The 15,286-nt window shown below is 63.6% G+C and carries 14 protein-coding genes; 10 read left to right on the top strand and 4 right to left on the bottom strand.

Annotated features, from left to right (window positions below; all coding sequences use genetic code 11):
• The first annotated feature begins 35 nt into the window (after positions 1-35).
• The gene (locus ACGYK4_RS14480; protein ID WP_168613460.1) at positions 36-488 is read left to right on the top strand and encodes a type II toxin-antitoxin system RatA family toxin; all 453 of its coding nucleotides are present in this window, start codon (positions 36-38) and stop codon (positions 486-488) included.
• Here ACGYK4_RS14480 and ACGYK4_RS14475 read toward each other — a convergent pair.
• Genes ACGYK4_RS14475 through ACGYK4_RS14465 form a run of 3 tightly spaced genes read right to left on the bottom strand, consistent with a single transcriptional unit; the run spans position 485 to position 2,577 of the window.
• Positions 485-958: a CinA family protein gene (locus tag ACGYK4_RS14475; protein ID WP_394457127.1), complete on the bottom strand. Its 474-nt coding sequence runs from the start codon at positions 956-958 to the stop codon at positions 485-487. The two genes, ACGYK4_RS14480 and ACGYK4_RS14475, sit on opposite strands and share 4 nt — an antisense overlap.
• Entirely contained in the window at positions 959-1,450 is a 492-nt protein-coding gene (locus ACGYK4_RS14470; RefSeq protein ID WP_067264054.1) for a phosphatidylglycerophosphatase A, read from the bottom strand. It abuts the gene before it with no gap.
• Complete coding sequence (locus ACGYK4_RS14465; RefSeq protein ID WP_394457125.1) at positions 1,447-2,577, bottom strand: bifunctional 2-C-methyl-D-erythritol 4-phosphate cytidylyltransferase/2-C-methyl-D-erythritol 2,4-cyclodiphosphate synthase; 1,131 nt, start codon at positions 2,575-2,577, stop codon at positions 1,447-1,449. Before ACGYK4_RS14465 ends, ACGYK4_RS14470 begins: the two co-directional genes overlap by 4 nt.
• Before the next feature lie 184 nt (positions 2,578-2,761).
• Here ACGYK4_RS14465 and dusB point away from each other — a divergent pair, with 184 nt between their 5' ends.
• The 5 genes from dusB to ACGYK4_RS14440 all read left to right on the top strand — a co-directional run bounded on the left by dusB (position 2,762) and on the right by ACGYK4_RS14440 (position 9,973).
• Positions 2,762-3,754, top strand: a complete 993-nt coding sequence (dusB, locus tag ACGYK4_RS14460) for a tRNA dihydrouridine synthase DusB (RefSeq protein ID WP_394457123.1) — start codon at positions 2,762-2,764, stop codon at positions 3,752-3,754.
• The gene (locus ACGYK4_RS14455) at positions 3,751-4,836 is read left to right on the top strand and encodes a nitrogen regulation protein NR(II) (protein ID WP_067264058.1); all 1,086 of its coding nucleotides are present in this window, start codon (positions 3,751-3,753) and stop codon (positions 4,834-4,836) included. The genes dusB and ACGYK4_RS14455 overlap by 4 nt, the downstream gene beginning before the upstream one ends.
• Position 4,837: 1 nt before the next feature.
• On the top strand, positions 4,838-6,217 hold the full coding sequence (locus tag ACGYK4_RS14450) for a response regulator (protein WP_394457122.1): 1,380 nt from the start codon (positions 4,838-4,840) through the stop codon (positions 6,215-6,217).
• A 95-nt stretch (positions 6,218-6,312) separates the two neighbouring features.
• Positions 6,313-8,568: an ATP-binding protein gene (locus ACGYK4_RS14445; protein ID WP_394457120.1), complete on the top strand. Its 2,256-nt coding sequence runs from the start codon at positions 6,313-6,315 to the stop codon at positions 8,566-8,568.
• The gene (locus ACGYK4_RS14440) at positions 8,561-9,973 is read left to right on the top strand and encodes a sigma-54-dependent transcriptional regulator (RefSeq protein WP_394457118.1); all 1,413 of its coding nucleotides are present in this window, start codon (positions 8,561-8,563) and stop codon (positions 9,971-9,973) included. The genes ACGYK4_RS14445 and ACGYK4_RS14440 overlap by 8 nt, the downstream gene beginning before the upstream one ends.
• 43 nt (positions 9,974-10,016) lie before the next feature.
• Here the strand turns inward: ACGYK4_RS14440 and ACGYK4_RS14435 are convergent, their stop codons facing one another.
• Positions 10,017-10,511, bottom strand: coding sequence for a hypothetical protein (locus ACGYK4_RS14435; RefSeq protein WP_394431088.1), 495 nt, complete (start codon positions 10,509-10,511; stop codon positions 10,017-10,019).
• 126 nt (positions 10,512-10,637) lie between these two features.
• Between ACGYK4_RS14435 and trkA the strand changes: the two genes are divergently transcribed.
• The 4 genes from trkA to hflX all read left to right on the top strand — a co-directional run bounded on the left by trkA (position 10,638) and on the right by hflX (position 15,246).
• Entirely contained in the window at positions 10,638-12,014 is a 1,377-nt protein-coding gene (gene trkA / locus ACGYK4_RS14430) for a Trk system potassium transporter TrkA (protein WP_067264064.1), read from the top strand.
• Positions 12,015-12,030: 16 nt separating this feature from the next.
• A complete protein-coding gene (locus tag ACGYK4_RS14425) occupies positions 12,031-13,581 on the top strand; it encodes a TrkH family potassium uptake protein (RefSeq protein ID WP_394431091.1) in 1,551 nt (516 codons plus the stop codon).
• Between the two features lie 130 nt (positions 13,582-13,711).
• Positions 13,712-13,951, top strand: coding sequence for an RNA chaperone Hfq (gene hfq / locus ACGYK4_RS14420; protein ID WP_007119530.1), 240 nt, complete (start codon positions 13,712-13,714; stop codon positions 13,949-13,951).
• The gene (hflX, locus tag ACGYK4_RS14415) at positions 13,948-15,246 is read left to right on the top strand and encodes a GTPase HflX (protein ID WP_394431093.1); all 1,299 of its coding nucleotides are present in this window, start codon (positions 13,948-13,950) and stop codon (positions 15,244-15,246) included. The genes hfq and hflX overlap by 4 nt, the downstream gene beginning before the upstream one ends.
• Positions 15,247-15,286 lie beyond the last annotated feature (40 nt).

The raw sequence follows: 15,286 nt of genomic DNA, 5'->3' as shown, positions 1-15,286 counted from the left end.
AAATAGGGGGTTAACCCGCAACGCTACGGAACGCAATGCCTACGCACTCAGAGACCCGCCAACTGCCCTATAGCGCGCAACAGATGTATGATCTTGTCGCCGATGTGGGCCGCTACCCTGAATTCCTGCCTTGGACCGCCGCCGCGCGTATCCGCAGCGACGAGGACCGCGGCGATCATCGGGTGATGGATGCCGATTTGGTGATCTCGTTCAAAGTCTTTCGGGAGCGGTTTACAAGCCGCGTCGTACTTTGGCCCGAGGCCAAGAAGATCGATACGGAATACCTCGACGGACCCTTCAAGTATATGAAATCAAACTGGCATTTCGAGGATAACCTCGAAGGCTGTCAGGTGCATTTCTTTGTCGATTTCGAATTCCGCAACGCCATCCTGCAAAAGGTCATCGGCGTGGTTTTCAACGAGGCGATGCAGCGTATCGTGCGCGCCTTTGAGAACCGCGCGAAAGAGCTTTACGGCCCCAAGGGTTAAAGCGCCGTGTAGCCTCGCAGCAAAAGGCCGAGCGCATGGTCGCGGGCGGCCAAGCGCACGGCATCACGGCCCTGCGCGCCGAACTCCACCGTTTCGGTCTGAACCCCGGCTGCCGTGGCAAGGCCGAAACAGACGCGGCCCTCGGGCTTGTGCTCTGACCCGCCGGGGCCTGCGATGCCGGTGATCGAGACGGCGATCCGCGCCTCGGACCGCGCCAAAGCGCCCGCCGCCATTTCTTCGGCGACCTGCTCAGACACCGCGCCCCATTGTGTCAGCGTCTCCTCCGACACGCCCAGCATCGCCATCTTCGCCGCATTGGTGTAGGTGACGAAACCCCGGTCCAGCAGCGCTGAGGAGCCCGGCAGATCGGTCAGCGCGGCGGTGAGCATGCCGCCCGTGCAGCTTTCCGCACAGGCGACCATCGCACCGGTTTCGCGGGCCTTTTCCAACAGTTGCGCGGCGCGGCTCATTTACAGCACCCCGTGATAAAGCGCGGCCAGTGCCATGACGCCGAGGGCTGCGAAAACCCCGGCAAAGATATCGTCCAGCATCACGCCCCACGGCCCGCCCAGACGGTCGGCCCAGCCGATGATTAGCGGTTTGGTGATGTCGAACAGCCGAAACAGCGCGAAGGCTGCGATCCATCCCGGCCACATGGCAAGGATCGGGATTTGCATCGACCAAGCGGCATAGGAGAGCGGCAAAAGCGCGATCCACTGGCCAACCAATTCATCGACCACGACCTCTCCGGGGTCATGATCCGGCCCGCCCGCCGTATAGCGTCCGGTGGCCCACCAGCCCAAGGGAATGGCCACCAAAAGCCCGATCACCAGCAGCGGAAAGCCCCCCAACACATGCAAAAGCCAAGCATAGGGCAGGGCGATGAGCGACCCCCAAGTGCCCGGCGCGGGGCGGATATGGCCGACGCCCAGAAGCGTCGCGATCAGATGTGCTGCAGTCATGATTTCACCAATGTTGCCGTGGCCATACAGGCGATGCCTTCGCCCCGCCCGGTAAAGCCGAGGCGCTCGCTCGTGGTGGCTTTGACCGAAACGCGGTCGATCTCAATCCCCAGCATCTCGGCCATCGCGGCGCGCATCGGCTGCACATACGGGCCGATCTTGGGCGTCTCGCAAATGAGCGTGCAATCGACGTGGGTTAGGGTGAAGCCCATGTCGCGCGCCAGTTCTGCGGCGTGACGCAGGAAGATATCGCTGCGCGCGCCTTTCCACTGCGGATCACTCGGCGGGAAATGCTGGCCGATGTCGCCGCGTGCAAGCGCGCCGTAGATGGCATCGGTCACCGTGTGCAGCGCTACATCGGCGTCGGAATGGCCGACCAACCCGTTGCTATGTGGGATGTCGATGCCGCAGAGGGTCACGTGATCTCCGGGGCCGAAAGCGTGCACGTCAAATCCATTGCCGGTGCGAATGTCCATGCGGGTCTCCAATATGCGGGCGGCGCGGGCGAAATCCTCGGGCCGGGTGATTTTCAGGTTATCGGCGCTGCCTTGGGTGATGGCAACGGTCAGGCCCGCCGCGCGGGCGACCTCAACGTCATCCGCCGCTTGGCCGTCATAAGCCGCATGCGCCGCACGGATCGCGGCGAGGTCAAAGCCCTGCGGTGTCTGCGCGGCGAAAAGGGCGCTGCGGTCTTGGGTGCCGGTGACGCGGCCTTCGTGCCCCTGCCAAAGCGCGTCACTCACCGGCAGCCCCGGCGCGGCGGCTTGATGTTGGTTAAGCGCGTCGATCACGCCTGAGATGATCTGAGCCGAAACACAGGGCCGCGCGGCGTCATGGATCAGCACCTTCGTCGCCTGCTGGATCGCCGCAAGCCCGCGTTGGACCGAGGCTGCGCGGTCCGCCCCGCCAGTGGTCACGGTGATGCCATCCGCCGTGAATGCCGCTGCCTGATCCATGTCGTCCGCGTTCAGCACCAGCACGATCTCAGCGATCTGGGGCAGGGCGCGAAAGGCGGCGATCGTGTGGTCGATCACCCGCGCGCCCGCCAGCGCCTGCCATTGCTTCGGCTGCGGACCGCCGGCGCGACTGCCGCGACCTGCGGCAACGATCAGAGCTGCGATACTCATTTGGGCAATCCGGAAAAGCTGGCGAACATGGCCCTGTCTAGGCAATGCGGCGGCGGGGTGCAATCTGGGGTAGCTGCCTAAAAAATGGGCAGCGCCTTGGCGCATAGCTGCTTTTCCGGGTAGTTTTATTGAGGTCACCCCGTGGCAGAGCTACACAGCAAGGGACCGCACAAGGATTAAGCATGTGACCGCCGACCCCCTGACATTCGACCCGCCGGTATTCCTCGCCCCGATGGCCGGGATCACCGATCTGCCTTATCGCAGCCTCGTGGCGCGATTCGGGGCCGGATTGGTCGTGTCCGAGATGGTCGCCAGCCAAGAGTTGCTCAGCCGCCGCCCCGGCACGCGGGAGAAAGCGGAGCTGGGGCTGGATGTTGTCGGCACCTCCGTTCAGCTTGCCGGGCGCGAGGCCGAACCGATGGCCGAAGCCGCCCGCATGGTTGAGGCGATGGGCGCGCGGATCATCGACATCAACATGGGCTGCCCGGCCAAGAAGGTGACGCAGGGCGCTTCGGGCTCGGCGCTGATGAAAACACCCGATCACGCGCTGCGGCTGATCGAGGCGGTTGTGGGCGCGGTCAACGTGCCTGTGACGTTGAAAACCCGGCTGGGCTGGGACGACAATTTGCTCAACGCCGCACCGATCGCCAAACGGGCCGAGGATGCGGGCGTGCAGATGATCACCATCCACGGGCGCACGCGCTGTCAGTTTTACAAGGGCCGCGCCGATTGGGCCGCGATCCGGGCGGTGAAGGAGGCCGTGAATGTTCCCGTCATCGCCAATGGCGACATCATCGGCAGTGACACGGCGCGCACGGCGCTGCGGCTGTCGGGGGCGGACGGTGTGATGGTGGGCCGCGGTGCGCAAGGTCGGCCATGGCTGCTGGCGCAGATCGCTCATGATCTGCACGGACGGCCCAAGCCGATGATCCCGCAAGGGCAGGCGATGGCCGAGATGGTGGCCGAGCATTACGATGAGATGCTGCGTTTCTATGGCGTCGAACTGGGTGCCAAGGTCGCGCGGAAACATCTGGGCTGGTACATGGATCACTGCGCCACCCCTGCCGATCTGCGTCGCGCGCTGCTCACGGCGCGCGAGGTGAAAACCACTTTCGATCTCATCGCGGAGGCTATGCAATATGACGCCGCCACCGCCCAACCCCGGGCCGCAGCATGAGAAGCGAGACCCCGGAGCGGCAGGTTTGGACCTCTCTGCCGGTGCCTGCCTTCATCGTCGGTGCCGATGACCGGGTCGTCGATCTGAACCCCTCAGCCGAAGGTTTCCTCAATGCCTCCGCCCGCGCCACGATCGGCCAGTCGATCTGGCAGTTGATCGCGGTGGATCACCCGCTTGAGGCCGCATTCGCCCGTGCGCGGCTGCAAGGCACGCCGCTTTTCGTCAATGACGTGGATGTGGGCGCGATGCAGCGCGCGCCTTTGCAGTGCGGCTTGCAGATCGCCCCGCTGGTGGGCGGCGCTGGCGAGATGGTCTTGATGATCACGCCGCGCGAATTGGCCGGGCGCATCACCCAAGATCACAGCGTGAAATCCGCCGCCAAATCCGCCATCGGCATGGCCGAGATGCTGGCCCATGAGATCAAGAACCCGCTGGCCGGGATCACCGGCGCGGCGCAGCTTTTGTCGATGAACCTGTCCAAGAACGATCTGGAACTGACCGATCTGATCGTCGCCGAAAGCCGCCGCATCGTGAAGCTGCTGGAGCAGGTCGAACAATTCGGCAATCTGACCGCGCCCGAGCGCAAGCCCGTGAACCTGCATGACGTGTTGGACCGCGCCCGCCGGTCGGCTCTGCTGGGCTTCGGCTCGCACATGAAAATCACCGAGGATTATGACCCCTCGCTGCCGCCCGCGCTTGGCGACAAGGACCAGCTTTTGCAGGTCTTGCTCAACCTCATTCGTAACGCGGCTGAGGCGGCGGGCGAGGCGGGGGGAACCATCCGGCTGCGCAGTTTCTATGAACATGGCTTCCAACTGCGCCGGGCCGATGGAGATGGCCAGCCGCTGCCCCTCCAGATCGAAGTGATCGACGATGGCCCCGGCCTGCCGGATCATATCCGCGCCGATGTTTTCGATCCCTTCGTCTCGGGCCGCGAGAATGGCACCGGGCTGGGCCTCGCCTTGGTGAGCAAGATCATCTCAGACCATGGAGGCTGGATTTCTGTCAGTTCCGCCCCCGGTCGAACCGCATTCCGCATTTCGCTGCCGCGCGCAGGCGCCGCTGCCCTCAAGGAGAATTGACATGGATGGCACCATCCTCGTCGCCGATGACGACCGCACGATCCGCACCGTTCTGACCCAAGCGCTGACCCGCGCGGGCTGCAAGGTGCACGCCACTTCAAGCCTGACCACCCTGATGCGATGGGTCAGCGAGGGCAAGGGCGACGCGGTGATCTCTGACGTGGTCATGCCCGATGGCAACGGATTGGAAATGTTGCCGAAAATCGCGCAGGACCGGCCCGGCCTGCCGGTGATCGTGATCTCGGCGCAGAACACGATCATGACGGCGATCAAGGCGGCAGAGGCCGAAGCCTTTGACTATCTGCCCAAACCTTTCGACTTGCCGGATCTGATGAAGCGCACGGCGCGTGCTTTGGAGCAGCGCACGACGCTGAGCCGCAAGGCCGCTGCCGACGACGGCGCCGAAATCGACGCAGAGCGTGACGATCTGCCGATGATTGGCCGCACCCCGGTGATGCAGGCGCTGTACCGCACCGTGGCGCGGGTGATGAACACCGACCTGCCGGTGCTGATCTGGGGCGAGAGCGGTTCGGGCAAGTCACTGATCGCGCGGGCGATACACGACTTTTCAGACCGGCGCAGCCTGCCGTTCGTGACCGTGACGGATGCCGATCTTGCGGATATCGAAGGCCCCTCGCGGGTGCTGGCGCGGGTCGGCGGGGGCACTCTGATGATCGATGAGATCGCCGATTTCCCGCAAGATATCCAAGCCCGTCTGGTGCGGATGATGGACGCGCCGGGCGATGACGCGCCGCGCTTCATGGCCACCAGCCAAAGCGATCTGGATGCCGCGATGCAAGAGGGCAAGCTGCGACGCGATCTCTATTACCGTCTGTCTGGGGCGACCCTCGAAGTGCCCGCCCTGCGGGATCGGGTCGAAGACATCCCGCTTCTGGCGGACCATTTTCTGGCCCGCGCCAATCCCGGCCCTGCCTCGCCGCGCAAGCTGTCGGACAAGGCCGCGCAGATCTTGCTGAAATTCCCATGGCCCGGCAATGTGCGCCAGTTGGAACATGCGATGCGGCAACTCGCGCTGGCCAGCCAAGCGGCTGAGATCACGGCGAGCGAGGCCGAGCAACTGCTGGGCGCGCAAAGCGGCCCGGCACCGATGCAGACCGAGGCCGATACTGAACGGCTGGGCGCCTCGGTCGAGCGGCATTTGCATCGCTACTTTGATTTGCACGGCTCCATGCTGCCACCGCCGGGCCTCTACGCGCGGATTCTGCGTGAGGTCGAACTGCCGATGATCGAAATCGCCCTCGCCGCCACGGCGGGGAACCAAGCTAAATGTGCCGCTTTGCTGGGAATTAACCGAAATACTTTGCGTAAGAAGATCACCGACCTCGATATTGAGGTGACACGGGGCCGCAAGATGATGTAAAAGAGCCACATAACAGTGGCCATCGGGGAACTTCCCCGTTCAGGACCACATAATATGGCGGTTGATGCAGCGATGCATCACAACATCGGTGAGGTATGCGGGTGGCAACCCGGTCACGCAGGTTTAAGCTCGAGCGGTTGGGGCGTCTCAGGCGGGTCAAGCGGCTGCGCAATTGGTCCACCTTCGGGCTGGTGGTGCTGGGGCCGGTCTTGGCGCTGGCAACCTATCTGGCGCTCGGGCCGCTAGGGCAGGGGGCGGATACGCTCAACCTGCGGCTCATTCTCTTGTCCGACCTCGTCTATGTGCTGCTGGTGGCGGCGCTGGTGCTGATCCAAGTCGGGCGGCTGATCTCGGCGCGGCGCGCCAAATCGGCGGGGTCGCGGTTGCACCTGCGGTTGACGGGGGTCTTTGCGCTGATGGCGCTGATCCCGACTGTCACGGTGGCGATTTTCGCGGGGCTCACGGTGAATGTCGGGCTTGAAGGCTGGTTTTCCGACCGGGTCAGCGGCGTGGTCGGCTCGTCTTTGGCAGCGGCGGAGGCTTACGAGGCCGAGCAGCGCGAGGCGCTGATCTTGGACGCGCAGACCCTTGCCCGCAGCATCGACAGCGCCCGCGCGCAGGGCATCAACCTGAGCGACAGTGAGCTTTTGGGCGAGGGCCAGCGGCAAATCCAGCGCGGATTGCGCGAGGCTTTCCTGATCGACAGCACCGTGCAGATCCGTGCGCGGGGGGATCGGTCCTATCTCTTTGATTTTGAGGCCCCCACCGAGGCGCAGCTGGAAACCGCCAGCGAAGAGGGGCTTTTGGTCATCGAGGATTGGCCCAACAATGAATTCCGCGCGCTGGTGCCGATGGACGCCTATGTCGATCGTTTCCTCTATGTCTCCCGCGCGGTGGATGGTGAAATTTTGGCGCTGCTGGATGAAACCAAGGAGACGGTGCGCCTCTACCAACAGCTTGAATCCGAACGCGGGCGGCTGTTGTTTGAATTTGCGCTGGTTTATCTGGGCTTTGCGGTGATCCTCATTCTGGCCGCCGTTTGGCTGGGCCTGTGGTTTGCCGAGCGGCTTTCCGGCCCGGTTGGGCGGCTCACGGGGGCCGCGCAGCAGGTGGGCGCGGGCGATTTGAACGTGCAGGTCCGCGAAGAAGAAGGCGATGACGAGATCGCCATGCTGGGCCGCTACTTCAACCAGATGACCCGGCAGTTGAAGGGCCAGCGGGAGACGCTGTTGGAGAATACCGACCAGATCGAACGCCGCCGCCGCCTGTTCGATTCCGTGCTAAGCTCGGTGACCTCGGGCGTGGTGGGGCTCGACCCCGAGGGGCGCGTGACCTTCGTGAACCGCTCGGCCATGCGGCTGCTGGATTGGTCCGAAGATCAGCAAAGCCTGCCCCTGACCCTTGCGGTGCCGGAGTTCGGGCCGCTGTTCGAGACAGTAAAGGCCGCCTCGGACGAGGTGGCGCAGGCCGAGGTCAAGGTCTCCCGCCAAGGGGCGATGGAGAACCTCTTGGTCCGCATGGCGACCCGCCGGTCCAAGGATGGCGATCTTGAGGGCTATGTGGTGGCCTTTGACGATGTGACCGATCTGGTCTCGGCGCAGCGCATGGCCGCATGGGGCGATGTGGCCCGCCGCATCGCGCATGAGATCAAGAACCCGCTGACGCCCATCCAGCTGAGTGCCGAGCGCATTCGCCGCAAGTTCGGCCCCAAGATGGCCGAGGGCGATGATGACGCGCTGGAGCAGATGACCGGCGTGATTATTCGCCAGACGGGTGACCTGCGGCGCATCGTGGATGAATTCTCGAAATTCGCGCGGATGCCGGAGCCGGAAACCAGCCGTCAGGACATCCGGCAGTTGCTGCGCGACGCGGTGCTGCTTCAGCAAAGCCGACAGGAAGACGTGGCGATCAAACTCGACCTGCCCGCAGAGCCGGTGATGGCCAATATCGACGGCACGATGATTTCGCAGGCGCTGACCAATCTGATCAAGAACGCAGGCGAAGCCATTGAAAGCCTGAAGAAAGAGGGTGCGCCCGAAGGGCACGAGCCGCAGATCCGTGTGACGCTCACGCCCGAGAACCGGCTTTTGCGGCTGACCATTGCCGACAATGGCATCGGCCTGCCCGAAGACCGCGCCCGGCTGTTCGAGCCCTATGTGACCACGCGCAGCGAAGGCACGGGGCTTGGCCTGCCGATCGTCAAAAAGATTATCGAGGAACACGGCGGCAGCCTGACGCTCGAAACCGCGCCCGCATTCGACGGGCAAGACCATAACGGTGCCATGGCAGTCATTTCGCTGCCCTTGGCCATCGACGCAACGACAGACCAAGGGGATAAGGCAGATGAGTGACATTCTGATTGTAGACGACGAACGCGACATCCGTGAGTTGATCTCGGACATCCTTGAGGATGAAGGTTTCGCCACGCGCTTGGCCAGCAATTCGGATGAGACGATGGCCGAGATCAACACCGAGGCACCGGCGCTGATCATCCTCGACATCTGGCTGAAAGATAGCCGCATGGACGGGATCGACATCCTCAAGACGGTCAAACGCGACAACCCGGATGTGCCGGTGGTGATCATCTCGGGCCATGGCAATATCGAGATTGCCGTGGCGGCGATCAAACAGGGCGCTTACGATTTTATTGAAAAGCCGTTCAACATCGACCAGTTGCTAGTGGTGATCCGCCGCGCGATGGAAACCTCACGTCTGCGCCGTGAGAACCAGAACCTCAAGCGCCGCGATGTGGCGACCTCCGAGATGATCGGCACCTCCGCGCCTTATCGCGCTCTGCTGGGGCAGCTTGACAAGGTGACCAAATCCAATGGCCGGGTGATGCTGACCGGCCCCGCAGGGTCGGGTAAAGAAGTGGCCGCGCGCTATATTCATGCCCATTCGGCCCGCGCCTCGGCGCCCTTCGTCACCGTCAACTGTGCCGGGGTGGCGCCGGATCGGATGGAAGGGGTGCTCTTTGGCCGCGAGACGCCGGACCGCGGGGTCGAGCCGGGGTTGTTGGAGCAGGCCCACGGCGGGGTGATCTATTTCGATGAGGTCGCCGACATGCCGCTTGGCACCCAGTCCAAGATCCTGCGCGTGCTGGTCGATCAACAATTCACCCGCGTTGGCGGGACGGATAAGGTCCGGGTCGATCTGCGGGTGATCTCTTCGACGAACCGCGATCTGGATCAGGCGATCAAGGCTGATACTTTCCGGCAGGAACTCTATCACCGTCTGAACGTCGTGCCGATCGCCGTGCCATCCTTGGAAGAGCGGCGCGAGGATATTCCTCTGCTGGCCGAACATTTCATCGCCGAATTCAACACCTCGCAGGGGCTGCCGCAACGCGCGCTGACCGAGGATGCGGTGGCGCTGATGCAAACGATGGTCTGGCCGGGCAACGTGCGCCAGCTCAAGAACCTTGTCGAACGGGTGCTGATTCTCGGCGATGGCACCGGCCCGATCGAAGCGCGGGAGCTTCCGGGCGAGGAGGAGAACGGCGGCGATGAGGGGCGCGTGGTGCTCTCGGGCGCGCTGGCGACTTTGCCCCTCCGCGAAGCGCGGGAAGCTTTCGAGCGGGAGTATCTGCTGACCCAGATCAACCGTTTCGGCGGCAACATCAGCCGCACCGCGAATTTTGTGGGGATGGAGCGCAGCGCCCTGCACCGCAAGCTGAAATCGCTTGGCGTCGTGACCTCGGCCAAAGCGGGCGTGCGCGTGGCCCATGTTGACGAGGAAGTCGAAGCGGCGGGCTAAGCCCCGCCGGTCGCGCGCGCGGGGGCTGCTCCGCGCGCTTGCGTCACCCTTGGGTGACGATCTGGAACGACCCATCGCTGTTGCGGATCACGCAGGATTTAGGGTTGAGCGCGGGCAGCGTGGTCGTCGCGCGTGTCGGTGCGGCGCGGGCCACATTGCGGGGGCAGGCGGGGATCGACACGGGCGCGAAACCTTTGTCGGCCATACATTGCGCCTCGACCCGGTTGCGCAGGTCTTCGTTCGGGTCAAAGGTCACCAATTCCCCCGGTACATAAAAACCGCCCCGTGTGGTGCAATTGTTGTCGGCATCGCAGTGGCGCCGCGCGGGCACATAGCGTGGCGGTTCGCGGCGGATTTGCGTCGAGATCGGCACGTCGCGCAGGGCCTGAACCTCGCAAGCGGTGGTGGTGCGATTGACCTGCGCGACACTCGCGCCCGGTTTGTAATAGGTGTTGAGCGGCGCACAGGCCGCCGCCGCCAAGCCGACAAAGGTCAGGGCGACAGCGGCGCGGGAGGGGCGAGGGAATATCGGTTTCATGGCCCCATCATGCCGCCGTTGCGGGGCAAAGACAATTGATTTGACCCTTGCCAACCCATCTGTCATGCCCTCTAACCGACCCAAGACAACCCTCACACGATCTTTGCTCAGGGTAAGGAAGCCTTCATGAAAATCATCATTTGCGGCGCAGGGCAGGTGGGTTGGCAGATTGCCCGTCACCTCAGCGGAGAGCGCAACGATGTGACCGTGGTCGACAGCAATGCAGAATTGATCCGCCGCGCCACCGATACGTTGGATGTGCAGGGCATCGCCGGCTTCGCCAGCTACCCCGATGTGCTGGACCGGGCAGGCGCGCGCGACGCCGAGATGATCATCGCGGCGACCCATTCGGACGAGGTCAATATGGTGACCTGTCAGGTCGCGCATTCGGTCTTTGGCATCAACCGCAAGATCGCGCGGCTGCGCAGCCAGTCCTATCTCGACGCGATTTACTCTGATCTCTACCGCCGCGATCACATGCCGATCGACGTGGTGATTTCCCCCGAGAAGGAGGTCGCGACCGCCGCGCTTCAACGGCTCAGCGCGCCCGCCGCTTTCGATACCGAGATTTTCATGGAGGGGCAGGCGCAGCTTCTGGGGATTTCGATCGACAGCGATTGCCCGGTGGTGAACACGCCACTGCGGCAGCTGACCGATCTCTTCTCAACTCTGCGCGCCGTGGTTGTGGGCGTGCGCCGCGATGGCACGCTTTTCGCGCCCGAGGCGAAGGATCAGCTTTTCGTGGGCGATGATTGCTATGTCTTCTCGCATCACGACGACATCGCCCGCACGATGGAGATTTTCGGCAAGCAAACCACCAAGCAAGAGCGTGTCGTGCTCGTGGGCGGCGGCAATGTCGGCCTGACCGTGGCGCAGCATCTGGAGAGCGGGCCTCTGCGCGTGCGCACCAAGATGATTGAGAAGAACCGAAAATGCGCCGAACGCGCTGCCGAAGGGTTGGAACGGACAATCGTGCTCAATGGCGACGGGCTGGATGCGGCCCTGCTGGCCGAGGCGGGCATCAGCCGTGCCGACGCGATGCTGGCGGTGACCGACGACGACAAGACCAACATGCTGTCTTGTGTCCGCGCCAAGGCCGAGGGCTGCCCCTATGTCATCGCGCTGATCAACGACCCAACGCTGGTGCCGCTGATGACCCACCTTGGCATCGACGCCTATATCAACCCGCGCGCCACGACCGTAAGTTCGATCCTGCGTCACATCCGCCATGGCCGGGTGCGGGCGGTCTATTCCATCGGTGACGCCGAAGCCGAGGTGATTGAGGCCGAAGTGCTGTCAACCTCGCCCCTTGCGGGCAAGAAAGTCTCGGAAATCGACTTCCCCGAAGGGGTTTTGATCGGCATGCTGCGCAAAGAAGGCAAGGTCATTCGCCCCTTGGGCAGCACGCGGATCGACGAAGGCGATGTGGTCGCCCTCTTTGCGCTGGCCGAGGATGTGCCGCGGGTCGAACAGCTTTTGCAGGTCTCAATCGACTTTTTCTAAGCGCAGGAGCGCCTTTGTGACGCAACCGACCAGCATAGGCCCGACCGGCATCCGCCGCGAGATCGTGCAGCTACCGCTGTTCTTGCAGCTGTTCGGCGTCTCGGCCCTGTCGATGATCCTGCCGTCGATCCACGGGCTGGTGATGAACGATCATCTGGCCAGTCGCGCCTTTCTCTATGCGGGGCTGTTGGGGCTTGTGGCCTTCACGCTCATCGCCATCGCCCACGCGGGGCGCAAACCTTTGGACGGGGCGCTTGGGCCGCTTCTGTCGCTGCTCTCGGCCTTCGTGTTCCTGCCGGTGTTCTTTGCGGTGCCCTTTCTTGAGGCGCTGCCGACGACCCGTTTCGTGAATGTCTATTTCGAGATGGTCAGCGCGCTGACCACCACCGGGGCCACGATGTTCAGTCCCGAACGGCTGAGCGACACGCTGCATCTGTGGCGCGCGCAGGTCGGGTGGATGGGCGGGCTGCTCATGTGGGTCACGGCCTCGGCCATTCTGGCCCCGCTGCATTTGGGCGGCTTCGAGGTCACGGCGCAGGCCGAACCGGGGCGGCCTGATGACCGGATCAACACGCGGATGGGCCGGATCACCCCGCGCCAACGGCTGCTGCGCACCACCCAAGCGCTGCTGCCGATCTACTTCGGGCTGACGCTCCTGCTGTGGCTCTTGCTGGTCATCGGCGGAGAGACGGCCTTGGTGGCGCTTTGCCATGCCATGTCGGTCATGGCGACTTCGGGCATTTCGCCCATCGGTGGCGTGGCCGAGGCGCAGGTCGGCGTTACCGGCGAGGCGGTGATGATGCTCTTCATGCTTTTCGCCCTGTCGCGGCTGACCTTTTCCAAGGATACCGTCACGGCGACCCAAGGCGGGCTGATGACCGACCCTGAGTTTCGCATCGGTCTTTTGGTGGTGATCGGCGTGCCGCTGCTGCTGTTCGCGCGCCATTGGATCGGCGCTTTTGAGGTTGAGGTTGAGGTCGACGGCACCCGGGCCTTGCACGCGCTTTGGGGCGGGCTGTTCACGGTGCTGTCCTTCCTGTCGACCACCGGTTTCGTCTCTGAGCATTGGGCCGACGCGCAGAATTGGTCGGGGCTGCGCACGCCGGGGCTGGTGCTCATGGGGCTTGCGCTGATCGGCGGCGGGGTGGCCACCACGGCGGGCGGGGTGAAACTGCTGCGGGTCTTCGCGCTTTACCAAAACGGGGTGCGCGAGATGGACCGGCTGGTCTATCCCAACTCCGTCAGCGGGGCGGGGGCGGCCGGGCGGCGTTTGCAAAGCAACGGGGCTTTCATCGCTTGGATCTTCTTCATGCTCTTCGCCATGTCACTGGCCGGGGTGACCCTGCTGCTGACCCTGACCGGCGCCTCCTTCGATGCGGCGGTGGTCATGTCGGTGGCCACGCTCTCCACCACGGGGCCGCTGATCGAACATGCCGCCGACAAGCCCATCCACCTGATCGAGCTGGGATTGGCGGCCAAAGTTATCCTAAGCGGCGCGATGGTGCTGGGGCGGCTGGAAACCTTGGCGATTATTGCGCTGATGACCCCGAATTTGTGGCGCGCTTGACACGTTTAGCGCTAGAACCGTCCTAGTCCTCTGATATTGGGGCTGGAAACTCACGCTTTCGCACTCCATACTTGAGGCAATGGGGGGGTCCGGTACGCGGACGCCAGCAAGAACAAAAGGCGAGACTACGATGGCGTCAGACAGACAGAACCTTCAGGATGCGTTCCTTAACCACGTTCGCAAGACCAAAGTACCGGTGACAATTTTCCTGATCAATGGCGTCAAATTGCAGGGCGTCATTACTTGGTTTGACAACTTCTGCGTTCTGCTGCGCCGCGACGGTCAATCGCAACTTGTGTACAAACACGCGATTTCGACCATCATGCCAAGCCAGCCGATCAGCCTATATGAGGGCGAAGACGCTTCTTGAGCCGTCCAGCATTTCAGATCGACAACAGCGACGGGCCCCGCGTAACGCGCGCTTGGGTGTTGCATCCTGATATCAAGTCCGACAACGACCGGCGCGCGCCCGAGCCCGCGCTGGCAGAAGCCGTGGCATTGGCCGAGGCGCTGCCCGAGTTGCAGGTCGTCGGCTCCGAAGTCGTGCCTCTGCGCACGGTCCATGCGGGTATGCTGTTCGGCAAGGGCAAGATCGAAGAGCTCGAGCAGCGCATGAAGGGGGCAGAGGTCGACCTCGTGCTGGTCGATGGCCCCGTGACCCCGGTGCAGCAGCGCAATCTTGAGAAGGCTTGGGGGGTCAAATTGCTCGACCGGACCGGGCTGATTCTCGAAATTTTCAGCGACCGTGCGGCGACCCGCGAAGGGGTGCTTCAGGTTGAGATGGCCGCGCTGAACTATCAGCGTACGCGGCTTGTCCGGGCATGGACCCACCTTGAGCGGCAGCGCGGCGGTTTGGGTTTTGTCGGCGGGCCGGGTGAGACCCAGATCGAGGCTGACCGCCGTGCCATTGACGACCAATTGGTGCGCCTGCGCCGCCAATTGGAAAAGGTCGTGAAAACCCGCGCGTTGCACCGTGCCGCACGGGCGAAGGTGCCGTTCCCGATCGTGGCCCTAGTGGGCTATACCAACGCCGGGAAATCCACGCTTTTCAACCGCTTGACCGGGGCCGAGGTCATGGCAAAAGACATGCTCTTTGCCACGCTCGACCCGACCATGCGCAGCCTCGTGTTGCCCGACGGGCCTGAGATCATCCTCAGCGACACGGTGGGCTTCATCAGCGATCTGCCCACGGAACTCGTCGCCGCCTTCCGCGCCACGCTGGAAGAGGTTCTGGCCGCCGATATCATCTGCCATGTGCGCGACGTCTCTCACGCCGAGACCGAGGAGCAGGCGCAGAACGTGCGCGATATTCTCGCCTCTCTCGGCGTGCCGAAAGAGACCCGCAGTTTCGAGGTTTGGAACAAGCTGGACCTGCTGCCCGACGACCGGGCCGAGGCCATGCGTGCCCGTGCCGCGCGCAACGATGACGTGCTGGCGATTTCGGCCATCACCGGCGAGGGGCTGGAGACGCTGCAAGAAACCATCGCCGAGGCGCTGCAAGGTGCCGTGCGCGAGGCTCTGCTGACCCTCGGTTTCGCCGACGGCAAGAAACGCGCCTGGCTGTTCGCGCAGGACGTGGTCGAGGGCGAGCGCCAGACCGACGACGGGTTCGAGATCACCGTGCGCTGGTCCGCGCGGCAAGAGGCGGAATACCAGCAACTTTGACGGGTTTGCCATGGGCGGTGAAATTTTGCCGCCCCCGGCA

Source organism: Sulfitobacter sp. 1A13368, assembly GCF_043557275.1.
GTDB classification, from domain to species: domain Bacteria; phylum Pseudomonadota; class Alphaproteobacteria; order Rhodobacterales; family Rhodobacteraceae; genus Sulfitobacter; species Sulfitobacter faviae.
Note: the sequence above shows the minus strand (reverse complement) of the source record. Positions and strands in the feature narration are given on the sequence as shown.

What these genes read in the sequence shown, in the direction of transcription:
- ACGYK4_RS14480 (WP_168613460.1), top strand. Translation starts at nt 36, where the DNA reads ATGCCTACGCACTCAGAGACCCGCCAACTGCCCTATAGCGCGCAACAG.
- ACGYK4_RS14475 (WP_394457127.1), bottom strand. Translation starts at nt 958, where the DNA reads ATGAGCCGCGCCGCGCAACTGTTGGAAAAGGCCCGCGAAACCGGTGCG.
- ACGYK4_RS14470 (WP_067264054.1), bottom strand. Translation starts at nt 1,450, where the DNA reads ATGACTGCAGCACATCTGATCGCGACGCTTCTGGGCGTCGGCCATATC.
- ACGYK4_RS14465 (WP_394457125.1), bottom strand. Translation starts at nt 2,577, where the DNA reads ATGAGTATCGCAGCTCTGATCGTTGCCGCAGGTCGCGGCAGTCGCGCC.
- ACGYK4_RS14455 (WP_067264058.1), top strand. Translation starts at nt 3,751, where the DNA reads ATGAGAAGCGAGACCCCGGAGCGGCAGGTTTGGACCTCTCTGCCGGTG.
- ACGYK4_RS14450 (WP_394457122.1), top strand. Translation starts at nt 4,838, where the DNA reads ATGGATGGCACCATCCTCGTCGCCGATGACGACCGCACGATCCGCACC.
- ACGYK4_RS14445 (WP_394457120.1), top strand. Translation starts at nt 6,313, where the DNA reads ATGCGGGTGGCAACCCGGTCACGCAGGTTTAAGCTCGAGCGGTTGGGG.
- ACGYK4_RS14440 (WP_394457118.1), top strand. Translation starts at nt 8,561, where the DNA reads ATGAGTGACATTCTGATTGTAGACGACGAACGCGACATCCGTGAGTTG.
- ACGYK4_RS14435 (WP_394431088.1), bottom strand. Translation starts at nt 10,511, where the DNA reads ATGAAACCGATATTCCCTCGCCCCTCCCGCGCCGCTGTCGCCCTGACC.
- trkA (WP_067264064.1), top strand. Translation starts at nt 10,638, where the DNA reads ATGAAAATCATCATTTGCGGCGCAGGGCAGGTGGGTTGGCAGATTGCC.
- hfq (WP_007119530.1), top strand. Translation starts at nt 13,712, where the DNA reads ATGGCGTCAGACAGACAGAACCTTCAGGATGCGTTCCTTAACCACGTT.